Consider the following 16343-nt stretch of genomic DNA (forward strand, 5'->3'; position numbering starts at 1 on the left):
TGGCAGCGTGATACGTGCCTGTTTACTGGACGTTCGACCACCGGGCGCTAGCTGTCAAGGTAAGAAATGGCTTACAGGAGACGCGCGCATTGACGGCTTAAGATCGAAGGTACCTTAAAATTGATTTTGCAAAACCGTTTGATTGCTAAAACACGGGTTGAGTTCATTTTACTTTCAACACCAGCGGTTCAGCACAGAGTATAGCTTTAGATTCAAACTCTTTAGATTTAAAACTTCGGGCAAGTTCTATATGCAGTGTGGCTAAACTTAACACGCTTATTGGCAGGCGTCTAGCGGTGAATTTAAATCCCCGCCAGACGCCTGAATATCCCCATTGTCCCGAAAGCGACAGCGTTGTTGGCTGTAACTTTAAACCCATAGGATATAGGACGTTACGCCCGATTACAGATTCGCGTTAAGGAAATCTTTGAGCTGACCTTTGGACAGTGCGCCCACCTTGGTCGCTGCCACTTCACCGTTTTTGAACAACAACAGCGTCGGGATACCGCGGATACCGTACTTCGGTGCGGTTGCCGGGTTTTGGTCGATATTCAGCTTGGTGATGGTCAACTTGCCTTCGAACTCAACGGCAATTTCATCCAGAATCGGAGCAATCATCTTGCACGGTCCACACCATTCAGCCCAGAAATCGACCAGGATTGGCCCTTCAGCTTCTAGCACATCGGTTTCAAAGCTGCTGTCAGTCAGGTGAATAATTTTATCGCTCATGTTCTACTCCACAGGATTATGTCTACCTTGTTGGTGTAGCATTAACCAACCCAAGGTGATTTTATTTCACCGCGTTTATTTCAACGGATGTGCTTTCGTAAAGCAATAGTTAGCTGATATTCTACCACACTATGAGCAAAACACACTTGACCGAACAGAAGTTTTCCGACTTCGCCCTGCACCCGTTAGTCCTTGAAGCCCTTGAAAAAAAAGGGTTTCACCATTGCACGCCTATCCAGGCGTTAGCATTGCCGCTCACGCTCTCCGGGCGTGACGTTGCAGGTCAGGCGCAAACCGGTACCGGAAAGACGCTGGCATTTTTAGCGTCTACTTTTCACTATTTGCTTTCTAACCCGGCGAAACAGGATCGCCAGACCAACCAGCCGCGTGCCTTGATCATGGCGCCAACGCGTGAACTGGCGGTGCAGATCCACTCCGATGCGGAAGCCCTGTCCCAGTCCACCGGCCTGAAACTTGGCCTGGCTTACGGCGGTGACGGCTACGACAAACAGCTGAAAGTGCTGGAAAGCGGCGTGGATATCCTGGTGGGTACTACCGGTCGTTTAATCGATTACGCCAAACAGAACTACATCGATCTGGGCGCTATCCAGGTCGTAGTGCTGGATGAAGCCGATCGCATGTACGATCTGGGCTTCATCAAAGACATTCGCTGGCTGTTCCGCCGCATGCCTGCGGTCGATCAACGCCTGAACATGCTGTTCTCTGCCACCTTGTCCTATCGCGTACGCGAACTGGCTTTCGAGCAGATGAACAACGCTGAATATGTTGAAGTGGAACCGGAACAGAAAACCGGCCACCGCATTCAAGAAGAATTGTTCTACCCGTCCAACGAAGAAAAAATGCGCCTGCTGCAGACGCTGATCGAAGAAGAGTGGCCGGACCGCTGCATCATCTTCGCCAACACCAAGCATCGCTGTGAAGACGTCTGGGGCCATTTGGCGGCCGACGGGCACCGCGTAGGCCTGCTGACCGGCGATGTGGCGCAGAAAAAACGCCTGCGTATCCTGGAAGACTTCACCAAGGGCAACCTCGATATTCTGGTCGCCACCGACGTCGCCGCCCGCGGCCTGCACATCCCGTTGGTTACGCACGTATTCAACTACGATCTGCCTGACGACTGCGAAGACTATGTTCACCGCATCGGTCGTACCGGCCGTGCCGGCGAAAGCGGCCATTCCATCAGCCTGGCCTGTGAAGAGTACGCGCTCAACCTGCCGGCGATCGAAACCTATACCGGCCACAGCATTCCGGTGAGCAAGTACAACAGCGACGCGTTGCTGACTGACTTGCCTGCGCCGAAACGCCTTGCGCGTCCACGCGGCGGCAACGGCCCACGCCGTAATTCCGCACCGCGCCGCGGTGGCAGCGCGCCACGCAATAACCGTAAACGTCCAGGCTGATAACCATGCTCAGTTCCAGCACGCTTTATGCCGCTATCGACCTCGGCTCCAACAGCTTCCACATGCTGGTGGTACGGGAAGTGGCCGGCAGCATTCAGACCCTGGCGCGCATCAAGCGTAAAGTGCGTCTGGCGGCCGGGCTGGATCAGAACAATCACCTGTCGCATGACGCCATGCAGCGCGGTTGGCAATGCCTGAAGCTGTTTTCCGAACGCTTGCAGGACATCCCTCGCGCCCAGATCCGTGTGGTCGCCACGGCCACGCTGCGTCTGGCGTCAAATGCCGATGAATTCCTGCAGACCGCCGAGCAAATTCTCGGTTGCCCGATCCAGGTGATCAGCGGTGAGGAAGAAGCGCGCCTGATTTATCATGGCGTTGCCCATACCACCGGCGGGCCGGACCAGCGTTTGGTGGTCGATATCGGCGGTGGCAGTACCGAGTTGGTCACCGGCACCGGCGCTCAGGCCGCCCAGCTATACAGCCTGTCTATGGGCTGCGTCACCTGGCTGGAGCGTTTCTTCAGCGATCGCAATCTGGGGCTGGATAATTTCGAACGCGCCGAACAGGCCGCGCGCGAAATGGTGCGTCCGATAGCGCCGCACCTGCGTCAGCACGGCTGGCAAATCTGCGTCGGCGCTTCCGGCACCGTACAGGCGTTGCAGGAAATCATGGTGGCGCAAGGCATGGATGAACGTATCACCCTGCCCAAGCTGCGCCAGTTGAAACAGCGCGCCATTCAGTGCGGCAAGCTGGAAGAGCTGGAAATCGAAGGGTTGACGCTGGAACGCGCACTGGTGTTTCCAAGTGGGCTGTCGATCCTGCTGGCGATTTTCCAGGAACTGGGCATTGAAAGCATGATGCTGGCCGGCGGCGCGCTACGCGAAGGGCTGGTCTATGGCATGCTGCATCTGCCGGTTGAACAGGATATTCGCAGCCGTACCATTCGCAATCTGCAACGGCGCTATCTGCTGGATACCGAACAGGCCGAGCGCGTCAGCCAACTGGCTGCCAACTTCTCGCAGCAGGTGAGCAATGAGTGGCAGCTGGACGCGCGATGTCGCGAGTTATTGCACAGCGCCTGTCTGATCCACGAAATCGGCCTCAGCGTTGATTTCAAGCAGGCGCCGCAACACGCCGCCTACCTGATCCGTCATCTGGATTTACCCGGTTTCACACCGGCGCAAAAAAAGCTGTTGGCTACGTTGCTGCAAAACCAGAGCAACCCTATCGATCTGCCGCTGCTGAGCCAGCAAAACGCCCTGCCGCCGCGTATGGCGCAACGTTTATGCCGCATTTTGCGGCTGGCCATCATCTTTGCCAGCCGACGCCGCGACGACACGCTGCCTGCGGTGCGCCTGCGCGCCAATAACGATGACGAACTGACGGTGATCCTGCCGTCAGGCTGGCTGGAACAGCACCCGCTGCGTGCAGAGGCGCTGGATCAGGAAAGCCACTGGCAAAGCTATGTGCACTGGCCGCTGATGCTGGAAGAACAACGTTGATATGACAAGGGCGCACATTGCGCCCTTTCTTTTTAGCCTTCGCCTTTGGCCTTGGCCAGCTGCGCGCGAATATTGGCCAAATGGCTCTGCCCTTTTTGCATCCGCTCCTGCGGGCTGACCACCTTACGTTCACTTTCCCACGCCAAATCATCCTGCGGCAGTTCCAGCAAGAAACGGCTCGGTTCCGGCCGTACCAGCTCGCCATATTGGCGCCGCTCACGGCACAGCGTAAAAATCAGCTCTTTTTGGGCGCGGGTGATCCCCACATAGGCCAAACGCCGCTCTTCATCGACATTATCCTCATCGATGCTGCTCTGATGCGGCAATAATCCCTCCTCCATCCCCACCAGGAACACATAAGGGAACTCCAGCCCTTTGGAAGCATGCAGCGTCATCAATTGAACCTGATCCAGCTCTTCATCGCTTTCACCGCGTTCCATCATGTCCCGCAGGGTAAAGCGCGTCACCACCTGGGTCAGCGTCATTGGCTCATCCAGCTCGCTCCCTTCGAGCATTTCCGTCATCCAGCCAAACAGCGTGTTGACGTTTTTCATGCGCATTTCGGCGGCTTTCGGGCTGGGTGACGTTTCAAACAGCCAGCTTTCATAATCCACACCGTGGATCAGATCGCGCACCGCGGCCACCGGCTCACGCTCCGCCAGTTGGGCGATACCGTCCAGCCAATGGGTGAAGCGTTGCAGAGACTCCAGCCCGCGGCCGGTCAAATGCTGGCTCAGGCCCAGATCGAAACTGGCGCGAAACAGGCTTTTGTTGCGCTGATTGGCCCACTCACCCAGTTTTTGCAACGTCGCCGGGCCAATTTCACGCTTTGGCGTATTGACGATACGCAGGAAAGCGCTGTCGTCATCCTGGTTGGTCAGCACGCGCAGATAGGCCAGCAGATCCTTGATTTCCGGCCGCGAGAAAAACGAGGTGCCGCCAGAAATCTTGTAAGGAATACGGTTCTGCATCAGCATTTTTTCAAACAGCCGCGACTGATGGTTACCGCGATAAAGGATCGCATAATCGCCGTAATTGGTTTTCTTCACGAAGTGGTGGGCAATCAGTTCCCCCACGACTCGCTCGGCCTCGTGATCCTCGTTATTCGCGGTCACCACTTTCAGCTCTTCACCGTAACCCAACTCGGAAAACAGTCGTTTTTCAAACACATGCGGGTTATTGGCGATCAGAATATTCGCCGCTTTCAGGATACGTTCGCTGGAGCGGTAGTTCTGCTCCAGCTTGATCACCTGCAGCGCCGGGAAGTCTTCCTTCAGCAGCACCAGATTTTGCGGCCGCGCGCCGCGCCAGGAGTAGATCGACTGGTCATCGTCCCCCACCACGGTAAAGCGCGCGCGGTTACCCACCAGCAGTTTTACCAGTTCATACTGGCTGGTATTGGTATCCTGATACTCATCCACCAACAGGTAACGAATACGGTTTTGCCAGCGCTCGCGCACTTCTTCATTACGCTGCAGCAACAAGGTCGGCAGCAGGATCAAATCGTCGAAATCCAGCACGTTACACGCCCTCATATGGGCGTGATACAAGCCATAGCAATGAGCGAACAGCTTGTCGCGCTCGGAGCGCGCCAGCTCCATGGCCTTTTTGGGATCGACCAGGTCATTTTTCCAGTTGGAGATAGTGGAGATCAGCTGCGCCACCAGCGTTTTATCATTCTCCAGCCATTTTTCGGTCAGCTCTTTCAACAACGCCAGTTGATCCTGATCGTCAAACAGCGAGAAGTTGGACTTCATCTCCAGCGCAGCATATTCACGCTTGATGATTTCCAGGCCCAGCGTGTGGAAAGTGGAAATCATCAGCCCACGCGCTTCTTTGCGCCCCATGGTTTGCGCCACACGCTCTTTCATCTCACGCGCCGCCTTGTTGGTAAAGGTCACGGCGGCGATATGCCGCGCCTGATACCCACAGTTGTGGATCAGGTGAGCGATTTTATTGGTGATGACGCGCGTCTTGCCGGAACCTGCACCGGCCAGCACCAGGCAAGGCCCGGTAACGAATTCGACGGCTTGTTGTTGGCTGGGGTTTAATCGCATGGCGCTTTATTGCTCGACTTTATCACGTGGAAGGGGATTGTAGCAGAAAGCGCCGATGAGATTTAACGGGTATACTCGGCACAATTTCTGTATCGATAAGGCAATACCATGGCAAAGACGGCGTGCGCCCTGCACATTCTGGTAGATAACGAAAAACTGGCCAACGATCTGCTGGCCAAGCTTAAGCGCGGCGTCAGCTTCGACACGCTGGCGCGCAAATATTCAAGCTGCCCGTCAAAGCGCAACGGCGGCGCCTTGGGCGAATTCAACAAGGGCACCATGGTGGCGGCCTTTGATAAAGCGGTGTTCAGCATCCCGCTGCTGAAACCTTATGGTCCGGTGAAAACCCAGTTCGGCTACCACATCATCAAGGTGCTGTACCGCAACTGAGGGGGCTGACCGCCCCCTCCGCTTTTACTGTGCGCTGGTCTCCGGTGCCGGAGCGGTGTCGGTCGGCTTGGCCTCTTCCGTCACCACCGCCGGTGCCGGTGCCATAATGCCGTTATAGGTTTCCTGTAACTGCTTCATGCTCATTTCCGGCTCGCCCTTCGGCTGCATCAATACCAGCGTCGCATCCTGCGAGAGCTGAAGCTTCAGCTCCTGGTTCAGCGCTTCGAGCGTTAATCCGGAGAGGAACTCCTGACGCAGCTTCTGATACTGTTCCGGCGCGATGTCCACAACGCCGCTTTGTTGCGAACGCAGACGCTGGCTCATCAGCACGTCAGTGTCGGTGCGGGCGTAGGTGGCGAACAACTTGCTCAGTTGATCGTTCTTCTGCGCCAACAGGCCGTTAAACTCGTCCTGCGACAACCCATTGTTACGCACGCTGACCAACTCGCGGGCGATAAAGCCCAGGCTGTTGTTCAGATTGTTGTTCGGCGTATCAAGGTGAATGCCGCACTGGCCACGCTGGTACTGCACGCGGCAATCGAAGCCCAGATGCAGGTTTTTCTGGTCACTCTTTTCCAGCACCTGCTGAAGATGCCAGAACAGGGCCTCGCGGGCGATGTCGCTGCGCCAGTAACGGCTAAGGTTCTGCGAATCGCGGATCGGGTGCCATGGCGCGTCCCACATGATCGACAACGTATCCTGCTTCACCTGCTCGCTGATCAGGCTGACCGGCTGCGGCGGCAACGGCGTCAACGTCGGCATGGTGGCCGGCGTTTCGCGTTTCCCTTTCAGCGGCGAGAAGGCTTTGTTGATTTGCTCGCCCAGGCTGCGGCTGTCCACTTTACCCACCACGTACAGCGTCATCGCGTCCGGCGTGTACCATTGCTGATAGAACTTCTTCAGTTGATCGATATTCACCGGCCGTTTCACCGGCTGGGCCGGATCGTGCGCCAGCAGCGTCGAGCCTTTCAGGCGATAACGCCACCAGGCATCTTTGGGGTTCGGCGGGAAAGTACCGACCGGGTCGACGCTGGAGTTCATCACCGCATGCACGGTATGTTCGTCGATCGCCAGTTTGCCGGTGGTATCGGAAAGCCACGCCAGCGCTTCTTTCAGCAAATCTGGGCGGTTATTCGGCAGGCTGAGGTTATAAAGGGTGAAATCGTAAGAGCTGATCGCCGGCGGCAAAGGCCGCTCGCTGTCCACACTCTGTTGCCACAGCGAGCGCAACTGCGGAGGCGTAAAGCTTTCGCTGCGCGCCAGCGACAGACGCGGCAGCAGGTGCGCAAAACCGATCTGCTGGGAAGACTCCACCAGCGAGCCGGTATTGACCATCAACCGCAGCTCGACGCGATCGCTCGGTCGCTGCGGCGTATCAAGTATCTGCCATGAAAACCCGTTGTCGAGCTTACCCTGCTGCCAGGCAGGATCGGGTTGTAGTGCTTCAGCCTGCACGCTGCCGTTGGCGGCAGCCAACAACAGCCCACCGACTATAAGATGAATTCTGGTGCCCTGCATGTGAACCCCTACTTAATTACTATCCAATTTCTGTATACAAATGCGGATATTCCATTCACCGGAATATTAGGCTGTGTCGTACAGCCTACAAATACGCCCTGAGTTTCACAGTGGGGCGGAAAGCGGAAAGTGTACCACTCTGTTAGACCGCATGCCTTTGCGGATGTCACTCATTGAAGTGAAAAATAATGGATAGTCGGGTTTTTAATGCAAGAATGAGTTACTCGAAGGAATAAAACATCACCGGCCACGGCCGCAGCCGGTGATTTGAAGCTAAAATCAGGCAGAAGGCAGTGTTTTATCGGCACCTCCGCCGTGCTTGTTGGACAAGGTGTCTTTCAGCTGTTTTTCATCCAGCTGTTTACACCATTTCGCCACTACCACGGTTGCCACGCCGTTACCGACCAGATTGGTCAGCGCGCGGGCTTCGGACATAAAGCGGTCAATGCCCAGAATCAACGCCAGACCGGCCAGCGGCAGGTGGCCCACTGCGGAAATGGTGGCAGCCAACACGATAAAGCCGCTACCGGTCACCCCGGCAGCCCCTTTCGAGGACAGCAACAACACCACCAGCAGAGTCACCTGATGCACGATATCCATATGGGTATTGGTCGCCTGAGCGATAAATACCGCCGCCATGGTCAGGTAGATCGAGGTGCCGTCCAGGTTAAAGGAATAACCGGTCGGGATAACCAGCCCCACCACAGATTTTTTACAGCCCAACTTTTCCATTTTGTCGAGCATGCGCGGCAGCACCGACTCGGAAGAAGAGGTCCCGAGCACAATCAGCAACTCTTCTTTGATATAGCGAACAAATTTGAAAATGCTGAAACCATTGGCGCGAGCAATGGTGCCAAGCACCACCACCACGAACAGCACGCAGGTAATATAGAAGCAGGCTATCAACTGGCCGAGTTGCAGCAGCGTACCCACGCCATACTTGCCGATGGTGAACGCCATTGCCCCGAAAGCACCCAGCGGCGCCAGGCGCATGATCATATTGATGATGCCGAAGATAACGCGCGAGAAGCTGTCGATCACGTTGAAGATCAACTGGCCTTTATCACCCAGGCGATGCAGGGCGAAACCGAACAGCACGGCGAACAGCAGCACCTGCAGAATGTTGCCGCTGGCGAAAGCGCCGATGACGCTGCCGGGAATGATGTCCAGCAGGAACGGAACGATACCCTGCTGCTGAGCCTGTTCGGCGTATACCGCCACCGCTTTGGCGTCCAGCGTGCCCGGATCGATGTTCATCCCCGCCCCCGGCTGTACCACGTTGACGATCAGCAGGCCAATCAGCAGCGCCAGGGTGCTGACAATTTCAAAATAGAGCAGTGCGATAGCACCGGTGCGGCCTACGGCTTTCATGCTCTCCATACCCGCGATGCCGGTCACCACGGTACAGAAAATCACCGGCGCAATGATCATCTTGATCAGCTTAACGAATCCATCGCCCAGAGGTTTCATCTGTGCGCCAATCTCAGGATAGAAATGGCCAAGCAGGACGCCCAGCGTAATCGCCGTCAGCACCTGAAAATAGAGGCTCTTAAAGATAGTGATTTTCATATGAACATCCTTTGGGGGGGAAGACACGCACCAGGCGGTAGTCTAGTTATCTCGCCTGTTCATCGCTTGCGCGGAAAATAACACCCACATAACAACATGGAAATAATTTGTTGCACCCACAGACACATGTTGATACGAATTTAAGAGCTGAAACGCGCCAGCCCGAATGTAAGGCGGCGAATTGCGTAACTATTTCTTTGCACTAACGCAAAAGGGGTAGCTGATAATCAACGCTTTTTGGGCAGGATAGGCAACGGGCGACGCACGCGCCGCCCGAAGAGAAAGGCAAAGGCGAAGAGTTTAAGCTGGCGGTTGGCAGAACTGCGCTTCAAATTCCGCGCGCGGCAACGGACGGGCAAACAGGAACCCCTGACCACTGTGAATGCCGTGCTGCAACAGCCAGTCGCGCTGCCCGGCATTTTCGACGCCTTCAGCCATCACCGGCAGATGCAGCACCTCAGAAATCGAACTAACGATACGCACCATCGCGTCATCCGCTGGCAATCCCTGAATAAAACTCTTGTCGATTTTAATCAGATCGATCGGCAGGCATTTCAGGCGGTTAAGGTAATTAAGGCTGGAATATCCCATACCGAAATCGTCCAGCGCAATCGACAGCCCCAGGTCGTGCAGTTCCCGCAACAGCGCCAACGCGCGATCGAGATCGTCAATCCGCACCGTTTCGGTAATTTCCAGCAGCAGCTTGCGCGGATCAATATGATGCTGCGCCAACATGCTCTTCAGGTGTGGAATAAAGTCTTCATGCTGCATCTGGGTGGCGGAAATGTTGACCGCCAACGGCAGCGTAATGCCTCTGGTCTGCCAGTCCGCCAGAATGCGGCAGGACTCCTCCAGCACCCAGTTGCCGAGCGGCACAATCACGCCAAGCTCCTCGGCCAACGGAATGACGTCTGCCGGCAGAGTAAAACTGCCGTCGTATTGCTGCCAACGCAGCAGCGCCTCGGCGCCGATCACCGCATTGGACTGCATGTCCATCTGCGGCTGCAAAAACAGGGTGAAGCGGCGTTGCTCAATGGCGTGCAGGATTTCACTTTCCTGCGTCAGGCGCTTTTGGGTGCGTTCCGTCAGGCTCGGTTCAAAGAACAGGATCTGGTTCTTGCCTTCACGATGCGCCGACATCATCGCCGAAGTGGCGCTGCGCAGCAGCTGTTCCGCACTCTCCCCGACATTGAGATAGTGGGCGATGCCGATGCTGGCGCTTGGCCGCAACGGCATTTCCTGCAGGCTCAGCGGCGCATTGATCTGCGCCATAATGCGCCGCGCCAACTGCATGGCGTGGAACGGCCGCTCAACGCCTTTGGCCAAAATGGCAAACTCGGTGTTGCTCAGTTGCGCCAGCACGCCGTTCTCATCGATACACTCGCGCAGCTTCTTCGCCAACGTCAGCAACAGCGCTTCGCGCATCGCCGGATTGAGCACGCCGGATGCCTCATGCAGCGTCTCAATGCCGATGACCAGCAGGTTGAAGCGATCGGGGCGCAGACTGGAGGCGATATGCTGCTCCAGCAGGGCGGTAAACAGCGCCTGGTTGGGCAGCTCGGTTACCGGATGGCGCGTGCTCAGGCGACTCATCTCGGCATAGGCTTTTGCCAGCCGCTGCTGATTGCGGTTGTAATTGCGCACCAGCAACCCCAGCTCATCGTCCTGGTGCAGGGCCGGCAGCATCAGTTGGTGATACGGCGCTTCGTCCTGCGAAATATTTTCCAGCTCTTTCGCCATGGCGCGCAACGGATGCACCATCAACCGGTTCATACACCAGCTGATCGCGACCGACAGAATCAACGCCAGCAGCAAATAGGTCGACAGCATGGTCGACAACATGCTGAGAATGAATTGGTACATGCGAAACGAATCGGCCTGCAGCACCAGATAAGCCAGAGGCTGCGGATTGGCGGGCACGCGCTCCAGCGAATAGAGCGGAACGGAAATTTGGATCGGCAGCTCGAAGAGGCGGGCGATCAACGTAGGTACCGGACGTTCCGGCGGGAAGTTGGCGTGCAGTGCCTGAAACTCATTCGGCAGCACGATATCCGCACGGGTCAATATGCCCACCGGCAGCAGGGTATTCAGCACCCGCTTGGTTTCCGGCACGTCCATGCGCAGTACGGCTTCCGCCAGCGGTTGGCGTACGGAATGCGCAATGTTTTCCAGTTGCTGGGCATAGTCATCCCTGCGCTGCTGCACAAAGTGGAATAACTGGATCACGATAAATATGCAGATCGTCACCAGCGCCACGCCGGACACCGTTGCCATCTGTTTAATCGTTAATGAACGCCTGACCCGCAAACCTGCTCTCCGCTAATTCGGGCTGAAATAAAAAAGAGGTTAAGAAGCATCCTACCCCCCTTCGGACCGGTCCGAGTATACTCGATTGTCTGCCGTTTTTATCTTGCCATACCCATGGCAGAACCAAGAAAACTGCGGGTTTCAGTCTTTTCTTAATCGAAAGGCCCTATCTCGCCCCGGCACATGCGCGCCGGTGGCGGAAAATGGCAGGACGCAGCCTTAACACAGGGTAGCAAAACTACCCTGTGTCCGACACTCCGAATCTGACTGAGCCGGGTTATTTGAAGTCTGCGTAAGGCGTGAGCGGCTGCGGCGGCAAATCGAGATCGCCCTGCCAGCCAGCCAACGAATAGCGGAGATAAATCAATGCATGGCTCGGTGTATAATCTTTCGCCTGCTGAATATCGATGCCGGCACCCAATGTCCAGTGCGAGCTGAGACGGCGCTCAACAATCGCCCGCAAAGTATAACCAACGCCGGAAGAGGAGCTGCCGTCTTCCACCGCGAACTTGTCCGGCAATGAATCCGGTATCAGCCCCTGCAGCGGATAACGCCGTTGGCTGTTGGTTTTCGAATGGGACAACGATACCGATCCGCCCAGTTCCCACGACCAGTTCTCGGTACGCTGGCGATAATTTACCGGCACCGCCAGCGACATATATTGCTGCGGGCTGTAATACCCCCCCTGGCCGAGCGAGTAACCGCTCAAATCCTTTTGATAGTGCCACAGCATGGTGTTCAGCCCGACGGTGACGCGGCGGTTATCTTCGTTGATCAGCTTGTAGTAATAACCGGCCATAAAGCGCTCGCGCTGGTTATCTTCGACGTTTTTGCCGGTCAGTTGGTGCGCGCTGAGGTCAGCCCAGACGCCGTGCGCTTCGCCGCGATCGTAGCTGGCGCTAAGGCTCACCCCGGTGGCACGCACGCCGCCCCAGGTGGTGCCGGTGTTCGGATCCTTAGTGCCGCCAAACGCCAGCAGCGAGCTGGAAATCGGCCGGCGTGACGCCGCCAGCGTCCAGCCAATGTGGTTCCAGTCATTGCTGTAGGCCAACCCGCCTACCCAGTCGACCACCTCAAAGCCCATCGGCGTGGTGCCGATGTCCCCTGCCCAGCGGTCGTTTTTCCAACCGGCCGCCACGCTGGTGCCGGTGGTTTTCTGATGTTCATCGCCGCTGCAGCCCTGGGTATTGCAGGTGCCGAAGGTTTCGTAATACTTGCCGCTGCTGTCGGAGGAGAAACTGCCGGCATCCAGCTGCACGGTATCGGTCCGCAAGAAGGCTCGCCCGTCGTACAGCGGCATGTCCACCTGCAACATGGTGTCGTGCGCTTTATAGTCGGAGATGCCGCCGGTACCGCTGGAACGCCAGTAATCGTGATCGAGCGTAACGTTGACATCCTGCTGGCGGTACAGATCCGCCGCGTCTGCTCGAATGCCGCGCTTGAGCCAGTCGTCACTCGGGTTGTTGCGCGTCAGATAAGTGTAACTGTCGTTATCCTGCGGCACGGTCGGCGTAATGCCGCCGGCGACCATCGCCTGCTTATAATCCTGTTGCGCCAATGCCGGCTGCCGCTGTTCACGTTCAATTCTGGCCGCGTCGCGGTAAATCAGCGCTTTCGCCTGCCCCGCCGGCTCCTGTTGCGCCGCCGTTTTCAGCCGGGTAAAGATATCGCTCGCTTTCTGCGGCTCCCCAACGGCATACCAGGCATTGGCCACTCGCCGCCCGCTGTTGCCGGAAGGTTCCGGCTCCTGCGGTTCGGTTTGCAGGCGCTGACGCGCTTCGCTGAGTTTGCCCTGTGCCACATAGGCCTCAATCTCACCCAACCGCGCATCCGGGTTGTTCGGCTCACGGGTCCGCACCCGCTGATAATCGGCCAGCGCGGCATCATATTCACCCCGCGCCAGTGCCCAGTCGGCCAACTGAAGGTCGATACGGGTATCCGCCGGTTGTCGGCGCAGATAGGCTACCGCGCCAGGTTCGTCGCCTGCCGCGCGCAGCCGTTCGGCCTGTTCCAGCGTTGCCTGCATTTTCAGCCGCTGCGCCAGTTCCCGCATGTTGTCGTTCCACTGCGCGGCGGGCAAGGTATTCAGTTGCGCCAATGCCTGCCGGTCGCGATCGCTGCCGGAGAGGTATAATGCATAAGCATAAGCCTGCTGCGGGTTGTCACGCTGTTTCTGCGCCAACCGGCTGAACAAGGCGTCCGCCTGCTGCGGTTGCCCGGCCTGACGCAGCGTCTGCGCATAGTGATAGGTCAGCCAGACGTCATCAGGGTCCATCAACTGGGCGAGGCGGTATTTTTCCGCCGCCTGATGCCATTGCTGCTGCCCGGCCAAGTCGTCAGCCTGCTGTTTAAGCATATCGAGCTGCAGGCCGTCGAGCGTACTGCGCAGCTTGTTTTGCTGGCTGCGCGGCAGGCTATTGAGATAGGCCAGCGCCTTTTCCGGCGACTGACGCTGGTAGATATTCACCAGACCGCGCACCGCACTGCCGTTACCCGGCTCCAGCCTCAGCGCCTGCTGATAATAACGTTCCGCAGCGGCGTCATCTTTACGCGCCACCGCAACGTCACCCAGGCCGAGCGCCGCACTGCTGTCGCGGCCGTCAATCTGGCCCGCCTGCTGGTATTTTTGCTGCGCCAATGCCAGATTGCCGGCTTTCAGCGCCTTGTCGCCTTCGTCAATCGCCAGCCAGTAAGCGTTGCTCTTAATCAGGCTCTGCCATTTGCTGCTGTTATTGCCACCTTTATCGGCCTGCAACGCCTGACGGAACAAGCTCAACGCCTGTGGGCGATTACCGGCGCGTGAATAGGCCTGGCCCAGCGCCCCCAGCACTTCGGCATCATTGGGCGAGGCCGCCAGCGCTTTTTTCAGTTCGGGGATCGCCGCACGGCTGCCGCCCTTGTCCACCTGCGCCAACCCGCGCACCCGCGCCAGATAGGTGGGATCCGACAACAACGCTTGCTGCCGGGCCAGTTCCTGCCGGGCGCTCACCGCCTGATCGCCGGTTTCAAATACGCCGAGGAATCGGTTGAGGGCCGCTACGCTTTGCGGGCTGACCGGCATGGCTTTGACCTTTTCCAGCCACAGATCGGCGGCATCGCCGCGTCCGGCGGGGTCGGCGGCCACTTTTTGCAGCAAATCATAAGCCTGCGCGTCACGATCCTGGCTGAACAGCATCCGCGCCAGCGACATGCGCAGCGGCACGTTACCGGAATAGCGTTGATCCAATGACTGTAACTGCTTCAGCGCAGCCGCTTGCTGACCCGGCAAACGAGCAACCAGACGCCAGTATTCCACCGCCAGTTCCAGCGTCGGCGGATCGCCATGGAACAGGTCGTCATACTGCGCTTTCGCCTCCGGCAAACGGCCGGCGGTGGCCATCAGCCGCGCCTGTTGCAGTTTTTGGCGGGTTTCCGGCTGGGTCAGCAGCATGTTCATTTCCGCCTGGCGATAAGCGCTGGACTGCGGCGCAATCTGCTTGAGCTTATCCAGTTGCTGCTGCGCCAGCGCCTGATTGCCCTGCCGCAACGCCAGGCGCATGCGCGCCGAAATCACGTCCGGGTTATTCGGATCCATCAGTTCAAGCCGATAAAGCGACTGGCGCACCAGTTCATCCTTGTTACTGGCCTCCCCGACGCGCACCTGTTCCAGCAACCACTGTTCCGGCGCGACGGCTTCCGCCCCCTGCGCCTGCGGCAGCATTGCCAGGCTTAAAGGCACCAGGCCCAGCCAGTTTATTTTGAAGTTACGCATTGGCCGCCCCAGGCGGGTTGAAGTTCACCCTGCCGATTAAAACGATAACGTTGTTGATCCCATCCCTGGCCGAACAGCGTCAAAGAGGCGCTGAAATAGGCATCGTCGCCCGGAGGGTGTTGATTGATGCGTTGGCGCTGGACGTCCAGCGCAGCCGTTTGATTGGCCAGCATCGGCAGCATGACCGCGGAGAAACCCACCGGGCCGTCGCCGCTGGTTTTGCCGCTGGCGGTGTCGGTTTTTTCCGGCGGTACACCCTGTTGAGCGGTCAATTGCGCCATCGGCAGCAGCTGTTTGACCAATGCGGCTTTATGCTCGTCATCGTCCGCCAACATACCGACCCACAAATAAACCCGGATGGCGTCGTAACTGCCGACATCCGGTTTCACGGTATCCGGTTGCCAGCCTTTGCCGGCCTGCCACACCACCCAATCCGGGGAGAAACCGTGCGGTGCGGTTTCCAGCAACAACCGCTGATTGGTTTTCTGCATCGCTCGCCATGGGCCGTTCAGGGCGGCAAAACGCGCCAGCAGCTGCGGCGGCAGGTAGCTTGGATTGAGCCGCCAGCGATCTTGCGCCACGAACCCGATCTTGCCCGGCAGCAACATCAGCCCCAGCCCGGGGATGTCGGCCACTTCTTCGCGGCCGATACGCTGCAACAGCAGCGTCCCCAGAGTTTGATAACGCCGGCTTTTCCACAAACGACCGGCTTCCAGCAGATTGTAGGCAATCCACAGATCGGCATCGGACGCCGTATTCGTGTCCAGCACCGTCCAGCGTTTTTTATCGTCCTCGCCCCACAGCCAGGCGGGCAAATGGGCGCTGAGATCGCCCGCCGCCAGGTTGTTTTCCGTCCACTCCAGCAGCTTGTCGAACGTCGGCCGATCGTTCGCCACCAGGGCGAAGAACAGGCCGTAGCTCTGCCCCTCCGAGGTGGTGATGCGGTTCGGGCTGCTCGGGTCGATCACCCGTCCTTCGTCGCTGATGTAAAACTGTTTGTACTGTTGCCAGGCCGGCCACTCGCAGGCCGCCGCCGCGCCGAATGCACACAGCAGCAGCATGCCGAACGTCAGGCGTTTCAGCGTTGCAGACATGGTGA

10 protein-coding genes are annotated in these 16343 nt (G+C 57.7%); 3 read left to right on the plus strand and 7 right to left on the minus strand.

Going from position 1 to position 16343, the window contains the following annotated elements:
* Positions 1–402: 402 nt before the first annotated feature.
* Positions 403–729, minus strand: coding sequence for a thioredoxin TrxA (gene trxA / locus ACUTQW_RS17145; RefSeq protein ID WP_006323001.1), 327 nt, complete (start codon positions 727–729; stop codon positions 403–405).
* A 131-nt stretch (positions 730–860) separates the two neighbouring features.
* Here trxA and rhlB point away from each other — a divergent pair, with 131 nt between their 5' ends.
* On the plus strand, positions 861–2150 hold the full coding sequence (gene rhlB, locus ACUTQW_RS17150; protein ID WP_004950870.1) for an ATP-dependent RNA helicase RhlB: 1290 nt from the start codon (positions 861–863) through the stop codon (positions 2148–2150).
* A gap of 5 nt (positions 2151–2155) precedes the next feature.
* Entirely contained in the window at positions 2156–3652 is a 1497-nt protein-coding gene (ppx, locus tag ACUTQW_RS17155; RefSeq protein WP_006322996.1) for an exopolyphosphatase, read from the plus strand.
* Between the two features lie 32 nt (positions 3653–3684).
* Here the strand turns inward: ppx and rep are convergent, their stop codons facing one another.
* On the minus strand, positions 3685–5709 hold the full coding sequence (gene rep, locus ACUTQW_RS17160) for a DNA helicase Rep (RefSeq protein ID WP_020438282.1): 2025 nt from the start codon (positions 5707–5709) through the stop codon (positions 3685–3687).
* A gap of 108 nt (positions 5710–5817) precedes the next feature.
* On the opposite strand from rep, the gene ppiC reads away from it, so the two are divergent.
* The gene (gene ppiC, locus ACUTQW_RS17165; protein WP_004950862.1) at positions 5818–6099 is read left to right on the plus strand and encodes a peptidylprolyl isomerase PpiC; all 282 of its coding nucleotides are present in this window, start codon (positions 5818–5820) and stop codon (positions 6097–6099) included.
* A gap of 24 nt (positions 6100–6123) precedes the next feature.
* Here the strand turns inward: ppiC and ACUTQW_RS17170 are convergent, their stop codons facing one another.
* The 5 genes from ACUTQW_RS17170 to bcsZ all read right to left on the minus strand — a co-directional run bounded on the left by ACUTQW_RS17170 (position 6124) and on the right by bcsZ (position 16338).
* Positions 6124–7617, minus strand: a complete 1494-nt coding sequence (locus ACUTQW_RS17170; RefSeq protein WP_004950859.1) for a M16 family metallopeptidase — start codon at positions 7615–7617, stop codon at positions 6124–6126.
* A 279-nt stretch (positions 7618–7896) separates the two neighbouring features.
* Complete coding sequence (locus ACUTQW_RS17175; protein ID WP_004950857.1) at positions 7897–9186, minus strand: dicarboxylate/amino acid:cation symporter; 1290 nt, start codon at positions 9184–9186, stop codon at positions 7897–7899.
* A gap of 300 nt (positions 9187–9486) precedes the next feature.
* A complete protein-coding gene (hmsP, locus tag ACUTQW_RS17180; RefSeq protein WP_020438281.1) occupies positions 9487–11493 on the minus strand; it encodes a biofilm formation regulator HmsP in 2007 nt (668 codons plus the stop codon).
* A 277-nt stretch (positions 11494–11770) separates the two neighbouring features.
* Positions 11771–15244: a cellulose synthase complex outer membrane protein BcsC gene (bcsC, locus tag ACUTQW_RS17185; protein WP_197912225.1), complete on the minus strand. Its 3474-nt coding sequence runs from the start codon at positions 15242–15244 to the stop codon at positions 11771–11773.
* Complete coding sequence (gene bcsZ, locus ACUTQW_RS17190; RefSeq protein WP_020438280.1) at positions 15226–16338, minus strand: cellulose synthase complex periplasmic endoglucanase BcsZ; 1113 nt, start codon at positions 16336–16338, stop codon at positions 15226–15228. Before bcsZ ends, bcsC begins: the two co-directional genes overlap by 19 nt.
* Positions 16339–16343: the final 5 nt, after the last annotated feature.

This window comes from Serratia sp. TSA_7 (assembly GCF_052692135.1).

What these genes read in the sequence shown, in the direction of transcription:
- rep (WP_020438282.1), bottom strand. Translation starts at nt 5,709, where the DNA reads ATGCGATTAAACCCCAGCCAACAACAAGCCGTCGAATTCGTTACCGGG.
- ppiC (WP_004950862.1), top strand. Translation starts at nt 5,818, where the DNA reads ATGGCAAAGACGGCGTGCGCCCTGCACATTCTGGTAGATAACGAAAAA.
- bcsC (WP_197912225.1), bottom strand. Translation starts at nt 15,244, where the DNA reads ATGCGTAACTTCAAAATAAACTGGCTGGGCCTGGTGCCTTTAAGCCTG.
- bcsZ (WP_020438280.1), bottom strand. Translation starts at nt 16,338, where the DNA reads ATGTCTGCAACGCTGAAACGCCTGACGTTCGGCATGCTGCTGCTGTGT.
- ppx (WP_006322996.1), top strand. Translation starts at nt 2,156, where the DNA reads ATGCTCAGTTCCAGCACGCTTTATGCCGCTATCGACCTCGGCTCCAAC.
- ACUTQW_RS17175 (WP_004950857.1), bottom strand. Translation starts at nt 9,186, where the DNA reads ATGAAAATCACTATCTTTAAGAGCCTCTATTTTCAGGTGCTGACGGCG.
- ACUTQW_RS17170 (WP_004950859.1), bottom strand. Translation starts at nt 7,617, where the DNA reads ATGCAGGGCACCAGAATTCATCTTATAGTCGGTGGGCTGTTGTTGGCT.
- rhlB (WP_004950870.1), top strand. Translation starts at nt 861, where the DNA reads ATGAGCAAAACACACTTGACCGAACAGAAGTTTTCCGACTTCGCCCTG.
- trxA (WP_006323001.1), bottom strand. Translation starts at nt 729, where the DNA reads ATGAGCGATAAAATTATTCACCTGACTGACAGCAGCTTTGAAACCGAT.